20 protein-coding genes are annotated in these 15496 nt (G+C 50.7%); 3 read left to right on the top strand and 17 right to left on the bottom strand.

Annotated features, from left to right (window positions below):
• Positions 1-12: 12 nt before the first annotated feature.
• The 3 genes from mzaC to mzaE are packed head-to-tail and all read left to right on the top strand — an operon-like array spanning position 13 to position 5644.
• Complete coding sequence (mzaC, locus tag ACTG27_RS01850; protein WP_254231642.1) at positions 13-2859, top strand: MZA anti-phage system associated Z1 domain-containing protein MzaC; 2847 nt, start codon at positions 13-15, stop codon at positions 2857-2859.
• Positions 2843-3844, top strand: coding sequence for an MZA anti-phage system associated PD-(D/E)XK motif protein MzaD (gene mzaD / locus ACTG27_RS01855; protein WP_254231641.1), 1002 nt, complete (start codon positions 2843-2845; stop codon positions 3842-3844). Before mzaC ends, mzaD begins: the two co-directional genes overlap by 17 nt.
• On the top strand, positions 3845-5644 hold the full coding sequence (mzaE, locus tag ACTG27_RS01860; RefSeq protein ID WP_042054101.1) for an MZA anti-phage system associated AIPR family protein MzaE: 1800 nt from the start codon (positions 3845-3847) through the stop codon (positions 5642-5644).
• Between the two features lie 123 nt (positions 5645-5767).
• Here the strand turns inward: mzaE and ACTG27_RS01865 are convergent, their stop codons facing one another.
• The 17 genes from ACTG27_RS01865 to ACTG27_RS01945 form a co-directional block, all read right to left on the bottom strand.
• A complete protein-coding gene (locus ACTG27_RS01865; protein ID WP_074042606.1) occupies positions 5768-7351 on the bottom strand; it encodes a DNA cytosine methyltransferase in 1584 nt (527 codons plus the stop codon).
• Between the two features lie 1183 nt (positions 7352-8534).
• Complete coding sequence (locus ACTG27_RS01870; RefSeq protein ID WP_254231640.1) at positions 8535-8939, bottom strand: type IV toxin-antitoxin system YeeU family antitoxin; 405 nt, start codon at positions 8937-8939, stop codon at positions 8535-8537.
• A 2-nt stretch (positions 8940-8941) separates the two neighbouring features.
• Positions 8942-9256 (bottom strand): hypothetical protein, encoded by a 315-nt coding sequence (locus ACTG27_RS01875; RefSeq protein ID WP_043850492.1) that lies wholly within the window; start codon positions 9254-9256, stop codon positions 8942-8944.
• Between the two features lie 83 nt (positions 9257-9339).
• On the bottom strand, positions 9340-9696 hold the full coding sequence (locus ACTG27_RS01880; RefSeq protein WP_043850493.1) for a hypothetical protein: 357 nt from the start codon (positions 9694-9696) through the stop codon (positions 9340-9342).
• A gap of 1 nt (position 9697) precedes the next feature.
• Positions 9698-10240, bottom strand: coding sequence for a hypothetical protein (locus ACTG27_RS01885; RefSeq protein WP_439978981.1), 543 nt, complete (start codon positions 10238-10240; stop codon positions 9698-9700).
• A gap of 78 nt (positions 10241-10318) precedes the next feature.
• Positions 10319-10681, bottom strand: a complete 363-nt coding sequence (locus ACTG27_RS01890; RefSeq protein ID WP_021137996.1) for a hypothetical protein — start codon at positions 10679-10681, stop codon at positions 10319-10321.
• The gene (locus tag ACTG27_RS01895) at positions 10678-10893 is read right to left on the bottom strand and encodes a hypothetical protein (RefSeq protein WP_439978982.1); all 216 of its coding nucleotides are present in this window, start codon (positions 10891-10893) and stop codon (positions 10678-10680) included. Before ACTG27_RS01895 ends, ACTG27_RS01890 begins: the two co-directional genes overlap by 4 nt.
• Positions 10890-11399 carry a hypothetical protein gene (locus tag ACTG27_RS01900; protein ID WP_021137994.1) on the bottom strand — a complete coding sequence of 170 codons (510 nt, stop codon included), beginning with the start codon at positions 11397-11399 and terminating at the stop codon, positions 10890-10892. Before ACTG27_RS01900 ends, ACTG27_RS01895 begins: the two co-directional genes overlap by 4 nt.
• A gap of 167 nt (positions 11400-11566) precedes the next feature.
• Complete coding sequence (locus ACTG27_RS01905; RefSeq protein ID WP_238138594.1) at positions 11567-11905, bottom strand: hypothetical protein; 339 nt, start codon at positions 11903-11905, stop codon at positions 11567-11569.
• 24 nt (positions 11906-11929) lie between these two features.
• Positions 11930-12121, bottom strand: a complete 192-nt coding sequence (locus ACTG27_RS01910) for a hypothetical protein (RefSeq protein WP_439978983.1) — start codon at positions 12119-12121, stop codon at positions 11930-11932.
• A complete protein-coding gene (gene radC / locus ACTG27_RS01915) occupies positions 12118-12615 on the bottom strand; it encodes a RadC family protein (RefSeq protein ID WP_021137991.1) in 498 nt (165 codons plus the stop codon). The genes ACTG27_RS01910 and radC overlap by 4 nt, the downstream gene beginning before the upstream one ends.
• Before the next feature lie 90 nt (positions 12616-12705).
• Positions 12706-13014, bottom strand: coding sequence for a hypothetical protein (locus ACTG27_RS01920; protein ID WP_021137990.1), 309 nt, complete (start codon positions 13012-13014; stop codon positions 12706-12708).
• The gene (locus tag ACTG27_RS01925) at positions 12989-13417 is read right to left on the bottom strand and encodes a hypothetical protein (protein WP_421265568.1); all 429 of its coding nucleotides are present in this window, start codon (positions 13415-13417) and stop codon (positions 12989-12991) included. The genes ACTG27_RS01920 and ACTG27_RS01925 overlap by 26 nt, the downstream gene beginning before the upstream one ends.
• Positions 13418-13426: 9 nt before the next feature.
• Positions 13427-13852: a DUF2787 domain-containing protein gene (locus tag ACTG27_RS01930; RefSeq protein ID WP_270672182.1), complete on the bottom strand. Its 426-nt coding sequence runs from the start codon at positions 13850-13852 to the stop codon at positions 13427-13429.
• A gap of 37 nt (positions 13853-13889) precedes the next feature.
• Positions 13890-14450 carry a lecithin retinol acyltransferase family protein gene (locus ACTG27_RS01935; RefSeq protein ID WP_439978984.1) on the bottom strand — a complete coding sequence of 187 codons (561 nt, stop codon included), beginning with the start codon at positions 14448-14450 and terminating at the stop codon, positions 13890-13892.
• A gap of 84 nt (positions 14451-14534) precedes the next feature.
• On the bottom strand, positions 14535-15167 hold the full coding sequence (locus ACTG27_RS01940; RefSeq protein ID WP_439978985.1) for a hypothetical protein: 633 nt from the start codon (positions 15165-15167) through the stop codon (positions 14535-14537).
• A 96-nt stretch (positions 15168-15263) separates the two neighbouring features.
• Entirely contained in the window at positions 15264-15455 is a 192-nt protein-coding gene (locus ACTG27_RS01945; protein ID WP_200164040.1) for a hypothetical protein, read from the bottom strand.
• Between the last annotated feature and the right edge of the window lie 41 nt (positions 15456-15496).

Genomic DNA, 15496 nt, shown 5'->3' on the forward strand with positions numbered 1-15496 from the left:
AAGGAATGCCGTGTGTCTTTAATAGGTGAAGCAAACAAGATCAGTGTGGTCAAAATCGTTCAGGAATTGCTGCTGGCAGAGGATGCTCAGTCTATTCCTCACAGTTTGATCTCTGAAAAAATAAACCTCGTGCTCGCGCTGAATCCTCGTTGGACTGAAGATCTGGATCGTGAGTCCGTTATTAACGAGCTGATCCGCCGCCATAGCGAATGGGTTGGGACGGGGGGCATGCTCGGTGATGAGTCGGATCACGTTGCTTGGCTGACCGCACAACGTAAGAAGGAATGGCGTTACTGGCAGCGTTATCGTGAAATGCAGGAGACACGACTATCAGCAAATGCGGTTGCCAATCTGGATGAAACATCCGATCAGGTGTTGTCAATGCTGGAGGACCCTTGCCGCGAAGGTGCTTGGGATCGCCGAGGTCTCGTAGTCGGTCATGTGCAATCAGGAAAAACGGGCAACTATACCGGGTTAATCTGCAAGGCGGCCGATGCTGGTTACAAGGTCATCATTGTTCTGGCTGGAATGCACAACAATTTGCGCTCTCAAACTCAGATGCGTCTTGATGAGGGGTTTCTGGGATATGAGACACACTCTTCCAGTAACGAACCCCGGCCGATCGGTGTCGGTCTGATTGACCGGGATCCTGCGATTCGCCCGCACTACGCAACAACACGTTCCGAAAAAGGCGACTTCAGCATGGCCGCCGCGAAGAATCTCGGGATTTCTCCGGAAGAGCGACCGTGGTTGTTTGTTGTCAAGAAGAATAAGAAAGTCCTTGAACGTCTGCACAAGTGGATCGTCAATCATGTAGCCAACACCGTCGAGGCAGAGTCCGGTCGCAAGATCGTGACACATCTTCCCTTGCTGGTCATCGATGATGAGGCAGACAATGCTTCTGTTGATACGGGTGAACAAATTTTTGGCGAGAATGGACTGCCTGACGAGGAGCATCAGCCTAAAGCCATTAATGGACTTATTCGTAAGATATTGCACGCTTTTCAGCGTAAGGCCTATGTTGGCTATACAGCTACGCCGTTTGCGAACATTTTCATTCATGAGCGAAATGCCACCCCGAAAGAAGGGCCAGATCTCTTTCCGGCCGCATTCATTGTCAATCTCGGCGCACCATCCAGTTACGTCGGGCCAACTCGCCTGTTTGGTATCAACAACGGTGGAACTCGTGCGGATGCATTGCCTCTTGTACGCAAGGTTGATGACCACTGTTCTGACGATGGCAAGGCCGGCTGGATGCCGATATCTCACAAGAATGGACACAATCCCAAGATCGACAATGAATTTGGTATGCCCGAGTCATTGGTAAAGGCGATAGATTCATTTGTACTTACGTGTGCATTGAGAAAACTGCGGGGACAGGGAGATTCCCATAGCTCAATGCTTATTCACGTAACAAGATTTAATCAGACTCAGGCGGCGGTACATGCTGTAGTAGATCAGTATATTCGACAGCAGTTGCAACGAGTAGAGCGACAAATAGGACATGAAGGATTTTTGGGGCGCCTTGCCGAACTCTGGCATAAGGACTTCTTGCCTGTTTCCACCGAATTGCATGCACAAATACCTGATATGGTCAGCCGGTACGATTTTTCGTGGGAACAAGTTGTTGAGCAAATACCGGATATTGTTTCGGAACTTTCTGTGCGGATGATCAATGGTACGGCCAAGGATGCACTGGATTACGCTGATTCTGGCAAGGGGCTCAAGGTTATTGCTATTGGTGGTGATAAGCTCGCGCGGGGGCTCACCTTGGAGGGGCTATGTGTAAGCTATTTCCTGCGTGCATCAAAAATGTATGACACTTTGATGCAAATGGGAAGGTGGTTTGGTTATCGGCCTGGTTACCTTGATCTTTGCCGTCTCTATACGACAGCGGATCTGGTCGAGTGGTTTGAGCATATTGCCGATGCCTCAGAAGAGCTGCGTGAAGAATTCGACATGATGGTTGCCAGTGGTGGGACACCACGTGATTACGGTCTCAAGGTCGTATCGCATCCTGTACTGATGGTGACTTCTCCCTTGAAAATGCGATCCGCCAAGACATTGCGACTTTCCTTTAGTGGGCATGTGGTCGAAACAGTGTCAATGCACAAAGAGTCTGCGATTGTTCGTGCAAACTTCGATTCGTTCCATAGTTTTGTTTCTGTGATCGGAAAGCCTTCAACCATACCGGAGAGGAAACGTGGGGATGGACGCGATCGCTGGACCGGAGCGTATTGGTCAAATGTATCCCATGCTGAGGTGACGTCGTTTCTTGCCGGTTATACAACTCACCCTAGCGCGTACAAGGTGAACAGCCAGATGCTGTGTGAGTTCATCGACTCAATGGCGCTTGATGGTTATCTGCTGAACTGGAACGTGGCTGTAGTTGGCGGAAGCATTGACAAGGGCGCTTGGCAGATCGAAGACCTTGTTGTACCGCTAACCCAACGGGCTAATCGACAGCAGGCCGCCGGTCGCTACTCAATTGGTCGACTGCTGTCTCCGCGAGATGAGGCGCTGGATCTTGACGAAGTTGCTTGGCTTGCTGCGCTCGATGAAACGAAAAGACTCTGGCATGCCGACCCCGCCAGACCGGATGGCAAGAAGGAACCTGTGACTCCAAATGGGCCAGCCCTGAGAAAGATACGTGGATTCGGTGCAGAGAGAATTCCTGCCTCCCCAGAAACGGGATTATTGCTGATTTATTTGCTGAATCCAGTGGATGCAGGTTTACCTGAGGGTCATGAGCCTGTCGTGGCATTCGGGATCAGTTTTCCCAGCAACAACAGTGGGATAAAGGTCGACTACAAGGTCGGACATATTTTCTGGGAGCAAGAATTTGGATCTGCTGAGTAAGGAAGACATCCTCGGGACATGGCGCGCGTTATCAGGTGTGTCGAACGAGGACGTATGGAGAACGATTTTGCTTGTGCCGGAAGGTGTGTGTACTTTGCGAGCTGGTCGTTGTTTTCCTGGGAATGAGGAAGGTTTGTTAGTCCGGTTTGGCAATGGATATATTGGTTCATTACATGGACTACCTGCGGCCACTGGATTCACGTTCAAAAAAATTAAGCTAGGGAATAATAATGAAGAGTGGTTGGCATTGGTACGCCAGCCAGGAGGAAACCTTGATCTGTTTGCTACGGTCGTGACAGATCTTGTTGCAGTTTTGTTGGGTAGCTCAATTCTAGATGGGCGCCAACTATTGAATATATTCATGAAGCGTTTGCGTGCGTGGATGAGCTTCATGAAGAAAGGAGCTACCATGCTCGGCCCCGAAGCGGAGTTGGGTCTAGTTGGTGAATTACAGTGCATGTCCACATTGCTAGCTGCAGGCTGCTCGGCTGAAAGTGTTGTGGAAGGCTGGACTGGCCCGATGGATGGCTTGCAAGATTTTCAGCTTGGACATGGGGCTATTGAAGTCAAAAGCACATTGGCAAAAGACGGATTTTCCGCCTCTATTCTGTCGCTTGAGCAGTTAGATGACAGTGTTCGCAAACCTCTGTTTCTTTGTGCTTGCCGATTTTCAGTTGATCCGTCAGGGGTTTCTCTACCTGTTCGTATTGCATCGTTAAAAGAGCAGATGGATGAGGCCACAGCAGTTGTTTTCGGTTTTGCCTTACTGCATGCGGGGTACCTCGATGCGCACGCCGATTTGTATACAAGACAGTTTGTCGAAGTGAGTACACGTTACATGCTTATCGATGAAACTTTTCCGAGGCTTACTGGCGGGAATGTTCCGGTTGGTGTGGTCCGTGCAAAGTATGAGATAGAGCTGGATGCGATTGATGCTAAAGAGTGCCTAGCTGACGCAGCAATTGAAATGATTGGGATGAATTGAATGGAATTGGTTGATTTTTTGCGTCAAACGCAACAACAGGTTCGTGATGAAACTGTCGAAAGAGGGATTGAGGGCGGAGAAGCAGCATTCCCGGAGCTACTTTTTACTGAGATCGTTACAAGACATATGGCCGATATCGGGATGACTTTTGATCCTGAAGTGTGTGCATACGATGCCAGAGTTGGAAGTGGATTAGGTTCAGGAAATGTGAGGTTGAGTGGTTTCGCTGTTTCTGAAGACAATGAACAGCTAGATCTGTATGTGAGCGACTACGAAGGCCTAGATGAAATTGTCGACATTCCTAATGCCGAAGCACAGAAAGCAGCCGAACAATGCCTGCGCTTTCTTTCGATGTGTGTGGAGGGCAAACTAGCCAAGGAAATGGACGAGTCCCATCCGGCATATGCTCTAGTGCTCACAATTAAGCAGGTTTATCCTGACCTTGAGCAGATCCGAGTCTTTGTTTTGACCGACAGGCGTGCAAAAGTTCGTACATATCAACCGCGTACAATATCCGGTAAGGTTGTAAAGCTTGAAGTTATGGATATCCAGCGTTTGTTTAATCACTGGCAGGAGGGGCGTCCACGAGATGAACTCATTGTCAATTTCCAAGATATATCTGGCGGCCCTCTGCCCTGTATCTGGGTTCCGGACCAGATGGGGGAATATGATTATGCAATGACAGCTATTCCCGGTGAAGCCCTACGATTTTTGTATGAAAAATATGGTGCACGTATTCTTGAAGCCAATGTCCGTTCGTTTCTGAGCCAAGTTGGCGGGGTCAATAAAGGGATTGCAGAGACTTTACGCAAGCAGCCTGAACGGTTTATGGCCTACAACAATGGGGTTGTCATTATTGCTGATGAGGCCAGCTTGGGACGTACCGAGGATGGCAGCCTCGGTATTTTCGGGCTTAAAGGCATGCAGATCGTGAATGGTGGTCAGACGACAGCATCGATGTTCTTCACGAAGAAAAAATTTCCAGATATTAATCTCTCTCAGGTCAGAGTTCCCGCTAAAATCATCGTGTTGAAAAATGTAGGTTCAGAGCAGGAAGAACGTCTGATTTCAGATATATCACGCTATGCCAATAGTCAGAATAAAGTTCAACTGTCTGATTTGTCTGCAAATATGCCTTATCACGTAGAGCTCGAAAAACTTGCTATGGCTACATATTGCCCTGATGGCGTTAGTCGGTGGTTCTACGAGCGGGCCACAGGCAGCTACAAAGTGATGCTTGAACGTGAAGGTAAAACACCAGCTGGTATCAAGCGTATACAGGAAGGTATACCATCAACTCGCAAGATTACTAAAACGGATCTTGCAAAATATCAAAGTGCTTGGATGCAGCGACCAGACTTGGTGAGTCTAGGAGGCCAAAAGAACTTCAAAGCGTTCATGGATATTATTAATGCAGCTGGCGAGGCTAGGGGGCTGACTGATGTTGCTGAGTATAAGAGCATCATTGCTCAAGTCATTTTATTCAAGGAAGCGCAGCGTAGAATACGCCCACGCTTTGCAGCATTCCAAGCGAACGTGATTGCATATACAGTCTCTCTTGTGTCCCTGAAGCTTGGTGAGCGTCTGAGTCTGGAGCGTATTTGGTCCACCCAGACTGTATCGCCGCAACTTCTCGAGCAGATTGAAATATGGTCAGACGAGGTGAATGCACAGCTTCATGCGACTGCAAACGGGCGAATGATTTCAGAGTGGGCGAAGCGGCCTGAATGTAGGGAGATTATGTTCTCTCGTCCATTTTCTCAGCCAAGAGTAGATATTCCAGAATTAAATTGCTCCTAATATTTAACATCGCATAGGTTAATTAAATTTATCGTATTAATCCTTACACTATGGCTTGGGCTTACCAAGCCATAGTGTTATGGTTTCTTATATACTTCTGACACAGATAAGACATCTAAGATATCAGCTTCTATAAGTAGAAGATTTTTGCAAAATGTCTAACACCAAACGAGCTATTTTGTTTGCTAATAGGGGCGGCACTGCATTACCCACTTGATGATATTGCTGAGTTCGTCCACCCTGGAAAAAATAATTATCAGGAAAGGTTTGCAAACGAGCAGCTTCTCTTACTGTGAGGCTGCGACACTGTGTCGGATCAGGATGAATGAAGTAATGCCCATCTTTAGATATATGACTTGTAATTGTTGTAGAAGGTGCATTAGAAAGTTGAACTCGGAACCGATCCGAAAAATGCCCACTTTCCCAATTCTTGTGCGCTGGAGCTAAGGAGTCAAGACAAAATTCTTTGTGCCCCTTTGGCGATCTTCCTTCTATTTTAGCAAAACATGCAGCAAATCCGTATCGAATCAAATCATCAATTCTATGACCTCTGGTTTCGTGGTTCAGCCAAACTTTAAGTCGGTCATCATTGAACCATTTGTCAAGTTCACTAATACCAGTGGTACCTTCATTTTTCTCTCTTGGATATTGGAGAGAGCCTGTATCAACGTTCTGAAGAAAATCAGCTGTTTTACGAATATTATCTATCAGCTCTGAAGTGAGTTTGGACTCTTTAATTGCATTGTTTGCAAGCAGTTTTAATCCTTCTCGGATTTTTTGTTCCCATGCAGCAGCAGAGTCCTCTTCTCGACTTAATTTACTGCGTAATGGAGGCAGATTACCAATAGCATTATTAACTGTAATCCGACTCTCTTTGTTTAGCTTAGGTAAATTATGGCTGAAACGATCGTCTCTGATACCGAGTAGAATTACTCTATGACGAGCCTGAGGTATTCCATAGTCTTCGGAGCGAATAATGAAATTAGTTGCATCTATTTTTTGTGGATCATCACCATCCATGAATATTTCATCATTGACAAGAGATACGATATTATATCGTAAGCCATTATCTTTTTTATCCAATGCCATGCTAGGATTTGCAAGATCTCTTAGAATTTGATGAAAAATTAAACCGCCATTTATTTTTGATGAAAGAATACCCTTCACGTTCTCCATGACAAAAATATCTGGTTTATTATTTTTTATGATTCTTAAATACTCCAAGTATAGGAAGTGCCTAGAATCATCTTCGGGTATATAGTTAGAGTTACCTTTATTTCTCGAGCGCCCAGCAAGAGAATATGCTTGACATGGAGGTCCGCCAATAAGAACCCATGGTAAATCCTTATTGCCTAATGCAGTTGTAATTGCAGAGTCAAGGGCTGCATTCCCCTTATCACTACCGATAGCAATACACATCGCTTCATGATTTGCTCGCTCCCAATACTCATAGGTTCTCTCAGTGAAAGGATTAGGTGATTTCCCATTGCAAAACTGATAGTAATCTGATAGTCCATCAGGAAAATTGCTTTTGAGTAATCGATAGTAAGCCCTGAGTCTTAGAGTCTGGTGAGCAACAGGATCCTTCTCTGCAGAGACCATAATCTGGAAGGAAGAACCTTCGTTAAGTGAAGAGAATCCTTCGCCTAGTCCTCCTGGACCAGCAAATAAATCGATAATTGGGATCGGTGATAAAACGGTGTTCATGGTCTAATACTGTGTTTTTGATCAGCTAACAAAGATACCAGGAAGATGCGTGAACGGGAAGCCAAAGCGTGGCTCTTGTCGATAAAAAGCCTTGTGTAAGGCTCATGGCGGGGGCTGGTAGCATCGGATGTATGCCGGAGAAGGCTGTTCAATCGGTTCCTTATGATACATGGCGTCGGTGCCATGACCTTATGAAGGCTTTCTTGGTACAACATCGCTATGACTTGCTTACTACCGAGTGTTAAATTATCTATCTGAGCTAAGCTGGTAGGTATTCGCCCAGCTTGATGTATATTGGGGGCTTTACATCGTTGCTTTCGCCATGTTTTCGCACGATTAATTTGGAAGATTGATAGCAACTTGGAATTTATTGTGAGTTTATTGTAATGGTTACACATTTATAATATCTTTGAAAATTCCATCTGTATGAAAAAACATGTTGTTTTTAGAAAGAAATTTTTAGGATGTGGATGGAATAATTTATAACATCTGTTAACCCCCCTGAATATAATATGCTTTCATGGCGGTCTTCGTTTTTATAATAGAAATCAATAACTTCATAGCATTCTCTGTCCTCATTTTCAAAGATAACGGTCCCATTGTTTATACTTCCATTTATTAACCATGTCTGGAATATCCAATCAGCAGATAAACCGACCATAGGAAATTTTTGGTTTAGCATGTCAATTTTATTAGTGTTGCCCATTTTATATCCCTTTGATGTTGACTTATACTTTAATATGTTTAATCCGTAATGAAGGCGAAGAAGGGTTATGACCTCTATCGCACTTACAATTCCTACTGTAACAAATATTCATCGATAATAACCGTACTCTTTGCCTATGTCTGGAGATCAGTCTGGCTGGCGATCGTCAACAGCTCATCTTCGTTAACCAGAGCGGTGAGGAGATAGGTGCCGGGGTGCTCCCCGGCGATCAGTTTGTGATGCAACATGATGGTGCTCCATACGCCATCGCCCCACCGCGTGGGGTGCGGCAGGGTTGGAGAGGTATTTAGTGAAGGGGAAAACGCTGGGTTAGTTGGTTGTGTTCAAGCTGTCAGAGTTTTCTTGGCGTAGTTAGTCAGAGGCATGTGGTAATAGGTGATCAGCAGTTCTCTTAGTTGGGTGAGTCAGAAGTGAATCATAACCACGGTGTTAATGTGGCCACCAGTGGGAATGCGATCACGCCTTGGCGCAGTGCGTGATGTCCGCACTTATTGCGTGATAAATCGCGATGTAGACATAGCCGTGACTGCCAAGGGTATCGGCTTCGCAGGTAAAGCAGCTGTGCTGGATAGTGATGCAGTGCTGACGTTGGGCATCCAGTTCGCCGGTCAGCAGCTTGGCTTCCAGAGCTTTGATGATCTCCGGGAAAGCCAGGTCGAGCTTGGCTATCTGCGCCTCACTCCATTCACCTATCAGACTGGCCCGATCGGATAGAATATCGAGCCGGTAGCGACTCTGTATCAGACGAGCACCAAAGCGCGGCGTCACGTTATGGGGCAAACCCCACTGCGCAAAAATCCGGGTGGGGTGGTCTGGCGCTGCGGGTTGTTGGTCCTGGGTGTGGATGGTTGTCGTGGTCATGATTAGCGATACCTCAATTGGGTGTGGATGATTGTGCCGGGCACATTGTGGCGCTGGCGCAGTCTGTTCAGATGCTCCGGGAGTTCTGTCAGACTGGCCAGTCGCCCCCGGTAGAGCCGGGAGAGATTGACGTAATCGGGATGGCTCACGGTGATGGTTACCTGATGCCCAGGCTGCCAGCGGCCAAATAGACGGGCTTTGGCCTCTTTGATGGTGGTGATGCCGGGAGCGGATAACGTCTGCCGGTTACGCAGATGCAGTTTATTGAGCTCGGGGGCATAGCGATGCACTTCGAGCCCGATGATTAGACGGGTCATGTTCGATGATTCCAGTGTTGCAAAGGGCCAGCCTGTGAAGGCTGGCCCTTTATGCTGTGTGTGGATGAGCGAGACGGTTGGCGTCAACGAGCGCAGTCAGCCATCTCATTGATAACCAGTTTGCCATTCAGCCGGTCCAGCAGGTGCAGCGAGCCGTATTGAGCCACCAGCCGGTCTATGGCCATCTGGGCGCATGCCGTTCTGCTGGGCTTATTTTCAGGTATTGCGTAACGAGCGGTGAGCCAGCCACCGAGCAGTGCAATGCGGTAGCCACTCGGAATGTGGGTAAGCGAGGTGCCGATGCCCCTCCCGTGAATAAGGAAAGGCACGGCCTGCCCGCCGATGCCGATATCGATGCGTTGGCCCTTTAGCTCAAAGGTGGTGATCTCACCGGTTCGCGGATGTTTGCCGGGCACCTTGATGGTGATGTTCTTAGCCATTTCACACCTCCGGTTTGGCTTCAAAATGGTGGGTCACAATGCCAGCCTCTGTGTCGATGCTGATAAACGCCGGGGCTTGCGGGTGGTACTGGTAGAGCCGCGCCAATTCAGCGCGAAACGCCTCAACGTTCGGCGCAATCACATGGCTGGTATCTCCCTCGGCATAGGTAAAAGTCTCCAGCTTCTCGGTATTAATCCAGATACCGAAGTACCAGGCGTCTTCCTCGGTATCGTATTGCTGCCAACCTTGAGCCAGTAGCGTCAGGTCGTAGTAGTAGCGGTCAGCCTGATAGCTACCCCGGTCGATGCGGCAACCCGTCACAGTGAGCTCGAACGGGATACTCCCTGCTTGGTGAGCCTTCTTGACTCTGCGCAGCAGCTTGAGGGCTTTGGTTCTGCTGCGGCCATTACCGAGCGGTTGCGGCTGCCTGGCCCGCAATCCCAGGTGGGTCATTATCTTCGGCGCGGTGCTGTGGTTGAGCTGACCGATGGCTGTGGTTATCTGCCGAGCGGTCAGGGTTTTGTAATCACTCAGGTCGTGCATGGGTGGGGTCCTTAAAATCCAAACAGCCCCTCGGTGTGAGGGGCTGCATGAGGTCTTGTTTGTACTGGTGGCCGTGACTCAGGTATGACTACTCCAATCCGGCGTGTCGTTACTGCCGTGGTTGACGTAGGCTCCAACAATCACCCGTTGCCACTCACCGACCGGCTGACCCGCTGCATTACAGGCGCAGCGAAAGCGGGCGAAGTGAATCTCTCGTGGCAGGTGTTCACGCATATCTCGTGGGCTGACAAAGAGCGTGGTCTTGTGCAGTACCGGGTTGGGTGCAACCAGCGGGCCGCCAATACGCCGTCCCTCCACATCGTGGGCATAGGCAAAGCTAGGCAGCATCAACTGCTGACTGATGAGCTTGGCGAGTCCCGGATGGGCACACATGGCCTCTGCCACGGCGGCCTGGCTAAAGCTGTCATTGAACTCAATCATGGATGTTTCTCCATTTCTGCAGGTGCACGGTAAGCCGCTGCCAACACCGCAAATTTTTCGACCAGGTAACTGATGCTGATGCCCAGTTCATCACTGGCCCCATCACGCAGACGGTGATGCAGGTGTGCCATGTCCTCGGCGATACGTTGGGCTAGCACGGCTGTGCTGTCCGACTGTGAACTCGTCATGGTCAGGGTGGTGGAGAGATTCATCGCATCTCCCCCCAGGGGGCTTGCTCCCACAGTGACAGGCGGGTCAGCACGTCTTGCGCCATGGCCTGCTGCAACTGCTGTATTACCTTTACCAACCGAGGTGCCTGCTCTGGGCTCCCGGTCCATTCGCTCGATTGGTACAGGGCGCAGCAGGTGAATTTGTACAGAGCCACCAGCTCGGTATCGGTGAGTGGTGTCTGGTGGTAATGGTGGGCAGGTTTAAATGGACTTAGCTTGGTAGAGGCATGTTGGCGTGACTCCTTACGCTCCTGCTGACGCCCCAGCTGATAGCGACGCCAGACTGCACGGTGGTTGGCGAGCATCATCAACCGTACCAGCCTGTCTATTCGCCACGTCCAGGTACTGGTCGTATCTACTGGCGGGTTCCACCAGAGGGTGCGCAGCAACTCAAGGGTGTAATGAGGTGGCATGGGTGCGTTGCAAAAGCGGTGCAACTGCACGGCAAAGGCCAGGTAATCCTTGCGGTCGATCATAAAAGCAGACATGTGGATGAATCCTTGAAATGAACAAGGCCACCTTGGTGAGGTGGCCTTGGGGGTTGTGTCGGGATATCCGGATCATGGTGTTGGACCTGATGATCCTGGTTTGATGACCCAGGTTATCTGGTGGAAATGTGATCGGTATGCATGTTATTCGGCGATCGTCATGCATGTTATTGCTGTGCCCGCGCTGCGTCTTGGTAAGCCGCATCGAACAGGATGGCGTAGAGCGCACAATCAATGCCGTTGACGGCGTCGTGGTGCGGGTAATAGGGCGGTGTGTCGCTGGAGCATTCGAAGTAGTCGCCAAAACAACTGAGGCACTCGCGGATCTCGATGGTGGATCCCCGCAGCAAGGTCTCTTCAAACTGCTTGGCATAACCCTCGTCGTCACGGGCCTTGGTGACGGCCTTTTCCAGCAACGTCAGCGCATCCTCGTTGCAGGCGGTTGTCAGGCCATGGCGTAGCTTGCCCAGGGTTTCCTCAAGGGCATAGGGATTGGGTAATCGCATGGTGCGTGCCCCTTCTTGGATTGGCTAACGGCGCAGATGATGCAGCAGCGCATCGATGGCCTCGACACAATCGCTCTGGGTGAGTTGGTAGCCGCTCGGCAGGTGAGCCACGATGGCGGACTCGGCCTGCATCTCGACGTTGTCAGCAAGCCAGCAACGCAATTCGAGGATGATATCGAGGGCGGTGAGGTGGGTTTTGTCTGGAGTAAGGCTCATAGCTGACCTCTTTCGGCCAGGGATACCATGCCCTCAGCGCCAACTACCAGATGGTCGAGCAGTCGCACATCCACCAGCGCCAAGGCCTCTTTGAGGGCTTGGGTAAAGACCCGGTCAGATTGACTGGGTTCCGGGTCACCGCTGGGGTGATTGTGGACGGCGATGATGGCCCCGCAGTTGAGTAGCAAGGCCCGCTTGACCACTTCCCGTGGGTAGATGCTGGCACTGTCGAGAGTGCCGCGAAATAGCTCCTCAAAGGCCAGTACACGATGTTGGGAGTCGAGGAACAGTGCACCAAACACTTCGTGCTCCCGGTCCTGCAGCAAGGTTTGTAACCGTTCGGCGGCCTCAGTGGTACTGGTGATAGCGGTGCCTTTGGCCAGGCGTTTGCGGGCAATCTGGTTGGCGATGCGCAGCAGGTCTTGCTCGGTCACTGGTTCGGTGACGACATAGGTGCCGGGGCATTCCCCAGCTTTCAGTTTGTGGTAACGCATGTAGGGTTCTCCAAATAAACAAAACCCCGGCACGCATGAAGCATGTCGGGGTTAAAGGTAGAGCGGTTGTTGGTTCACTTTGAGGGTAGTTCAGTTGGTCTTGGTGGCGGCTTCTGCTCCTGCTCCGGCTGTAGGGGCACGCTTCACCGGCATCAGCAATCCGGGGACCTGCAGGGTGAGCGGGATAGCGAGCGCAACGCTCAGCCGTTCCGCCAGCTCATAGGCTTGGCCGATAGTGTCGTAGTCAGCTATCCAGGTAGCCAGCGCCAATCCACTGGCTTCTACCGCTCGCAAGTAAACGCCGTAGCCGTGCACGGGCAGGGCGCTGCCCCGAACCACTTGCGTCTCGCCATTACGATTGATGGCTTCAAGTTCAACGGCTACCGGTTGTTTTGGCATCTTGTGCCTCCTCTTGGGGTAAGGGGCCACTCTCCACACGATAGCCGTGATGGATGCAGGCACGCTGCAGGTCACTCATAAAGCTTCCCAGCACGCGGGGCTGCTCAGAGAGTGGGACGGGTCCTGCCTGGCTGCGCCAGAAACAGCGACGCTTAGGGTCCACACAGATTTCATCCACGGGCTGGCTCATGGTGTGCCAGTCCTCGGCATTGGTGAGGGAGAGCAGTTGCCACTGCACGCCAGACCAACGCACTTGCAAGGTGACTGTGCGGGCTGGTGGGCTATTCGGTGTCAGGTGCAGCAGCCAACGCTGACCACTGCGAGTGGGGGTTAGCTTGGCGCTGGTGGCGACTCGTCCCAGCCACTGGCGTGAGTAGTGGGAGAGAGCTAATTCTTGGGTCATCGTGACCTCCTAATCTCCTGCGACCGTGACGCTGAAGCATTCCAACCGGCAGTAGGCAATGAAGTTGCTTTGCCAGATATCGAACAATTCCCGCGCTTCGGCCAGCCGCAGCGGTCCCCAGCCCAACATGGTGTGTTCCCCATCGAGGAAGTTGAAGTCGATCTCCTTGCAGAGCTCGGCATCATGGCCGAGCCCCTGGTAGCTGAAGTCGGTGACGTAATCGAACAGCCAGTCGTCAAGACCGCGCACCAAGCGTATCTCGACCGGATGTATGCCGCCTTGCTCGGCGCTGTAACCGGGGTTACGGAAGTTGAAGGTCAGCTGGGTGCAGCGCCCCAGATCGAGATCGGTTCGTTCGGCTTCCTGACTGAGCAGAGCCAGCAGGGCGGGGGTGACGGGCAGGGCAAAGCCGTCCCGGTAGAAGGGAATAGTCATAGGTTGTGCTCCTTGTTGTGCGAGGGTAGGCAGTGGCTCAGTCGGTGAGCCAGGACCAGAGGCGGCTGACTGCGTGAAGGGCTAATGCGCCGGTTGCCAGGGGGACCCAGCTTGGCGATGTCGCGAGGGTGGTCAGGGTGATAGCAGAGGTGGCGAGCGTTATGTAATCAGACGTGGTGCGCTCGCGGCTCAACACAGTCATAGCTGGGGGAATGATAGTAGTCTGTGGAGTACGAAGGGCCGCTTTCGCCACCGCCGTTGCTACCTGACTAACCTGTGTCGAGTGGTGGATACCGTGGATGCACCACATCACGAAGTGTTCACAGTTACTGAACAACACATCGTATCGATGCTCGCCCAGCCGTGTGCGGGCACGTTTGAGGCTCGCTGTTCGGTCATACCGCCTGACAGGGCAAAATTTGCACCAGACCGGCTTACCATCGGAAAACGCATCCAGAGAGGTCATCACGATTTCACCGGGTAGGCCGAGATTAGGCCCCTGGTAGTGGATAACGAGGTCGTCCCCGACATAGAGGCCGTGGTGGGTATAACCGAGGCGAGCGGTCACCAGATGATCGCCTGGGGTGAATCGAGACATGAAGTTAACTCCTTGTGGTCAGGCATAAAAACGAAACAGGGCACCTTGTGGGTGCCCTGTTATCAGTGTGGAAAAGTGACGACGCTATTTGTGCAACGTCAGGGTACGGGAATCCCAGGCCCAGGTTTCGGCAGGGTTGCCTGGCAGGGCCAACGTGAAGCCGTTGGTGTCATGCTTCAGCTTGCCAAGGTCGCTACAGGTGCCGAAGGTGGGAGTGAGCAGGGGAAGTGCATTCGAACGGATGACGGCCAGCTGATAGAGTACTGGGCAGGCGACTCCCCCGGTGTTGAGTTCGAGTAACACGGCTTTTCCCTGAGCCAGTGGTTGCTCATGTTTGATGGTAATGGAATGGTACATGTCAGTGCTCAACAGTACCTGCTCGCCATTGGCTACCTCGATGGTGCCGTCGTCTTGCTGGCTGATGGATAGTCCAGGTGAGGTTGGGGCCGAGAATTTGGGTTCGAAATAGACACTCCCGTTTGAGTAGGTCACCATGGCGCCGTTGAGCGATACCTGTTTCCCTACGAGCTCGATAAGCCCTCCCTCATCGTCGGCATCGGTGAGTAATTCCACATTCCCTTTGCCTGGCACTTCTATCCAATATTGCAGACTGGCATAGCCGAGTGTTCCGCTGAGGGTGGTGGGGATTTTCGATTCAATCTGTAGTGCATCATCGGCAGCAAAGGTTGTGCCCGAGCAACTTAGCAGAGCTACCATCGTTGCCACTCGTAGCATTCGTATTATTTGCATATTTTTGAATCCCATTGGTCGGGGCCATAAAAAGAAAGGGCATCATGACGATACCCTGTGATGTTATATCTTCAGAGAACGCTTCGCGCCTTCTTTGGCAGCTAAAATCTTGATGAATTCAGGAGCCCATTTTCTACCTGTAACAATATCAATAATCGCCTCGTCGCTCATCTTAGGTACTTTATAAATGAGCTTGATAATAAGACCACCTAAGCTATTGCCATTTATTGTTGTGAGTGTTTTAAAAAGACCCATATTGTCAACCTTAATTATTAATCCTTGACGCATAAGCATGT

This window comes from Aeromonas sp. 97A, from assembly GCF_051919185.1.
Taxonomy (GTDB): Bacteria; Pseudomonadota; Gammaproteobacteria; order Enterobacterales; family Aeromonadaceae; genus Aeromonas; species Aeromonas veronii.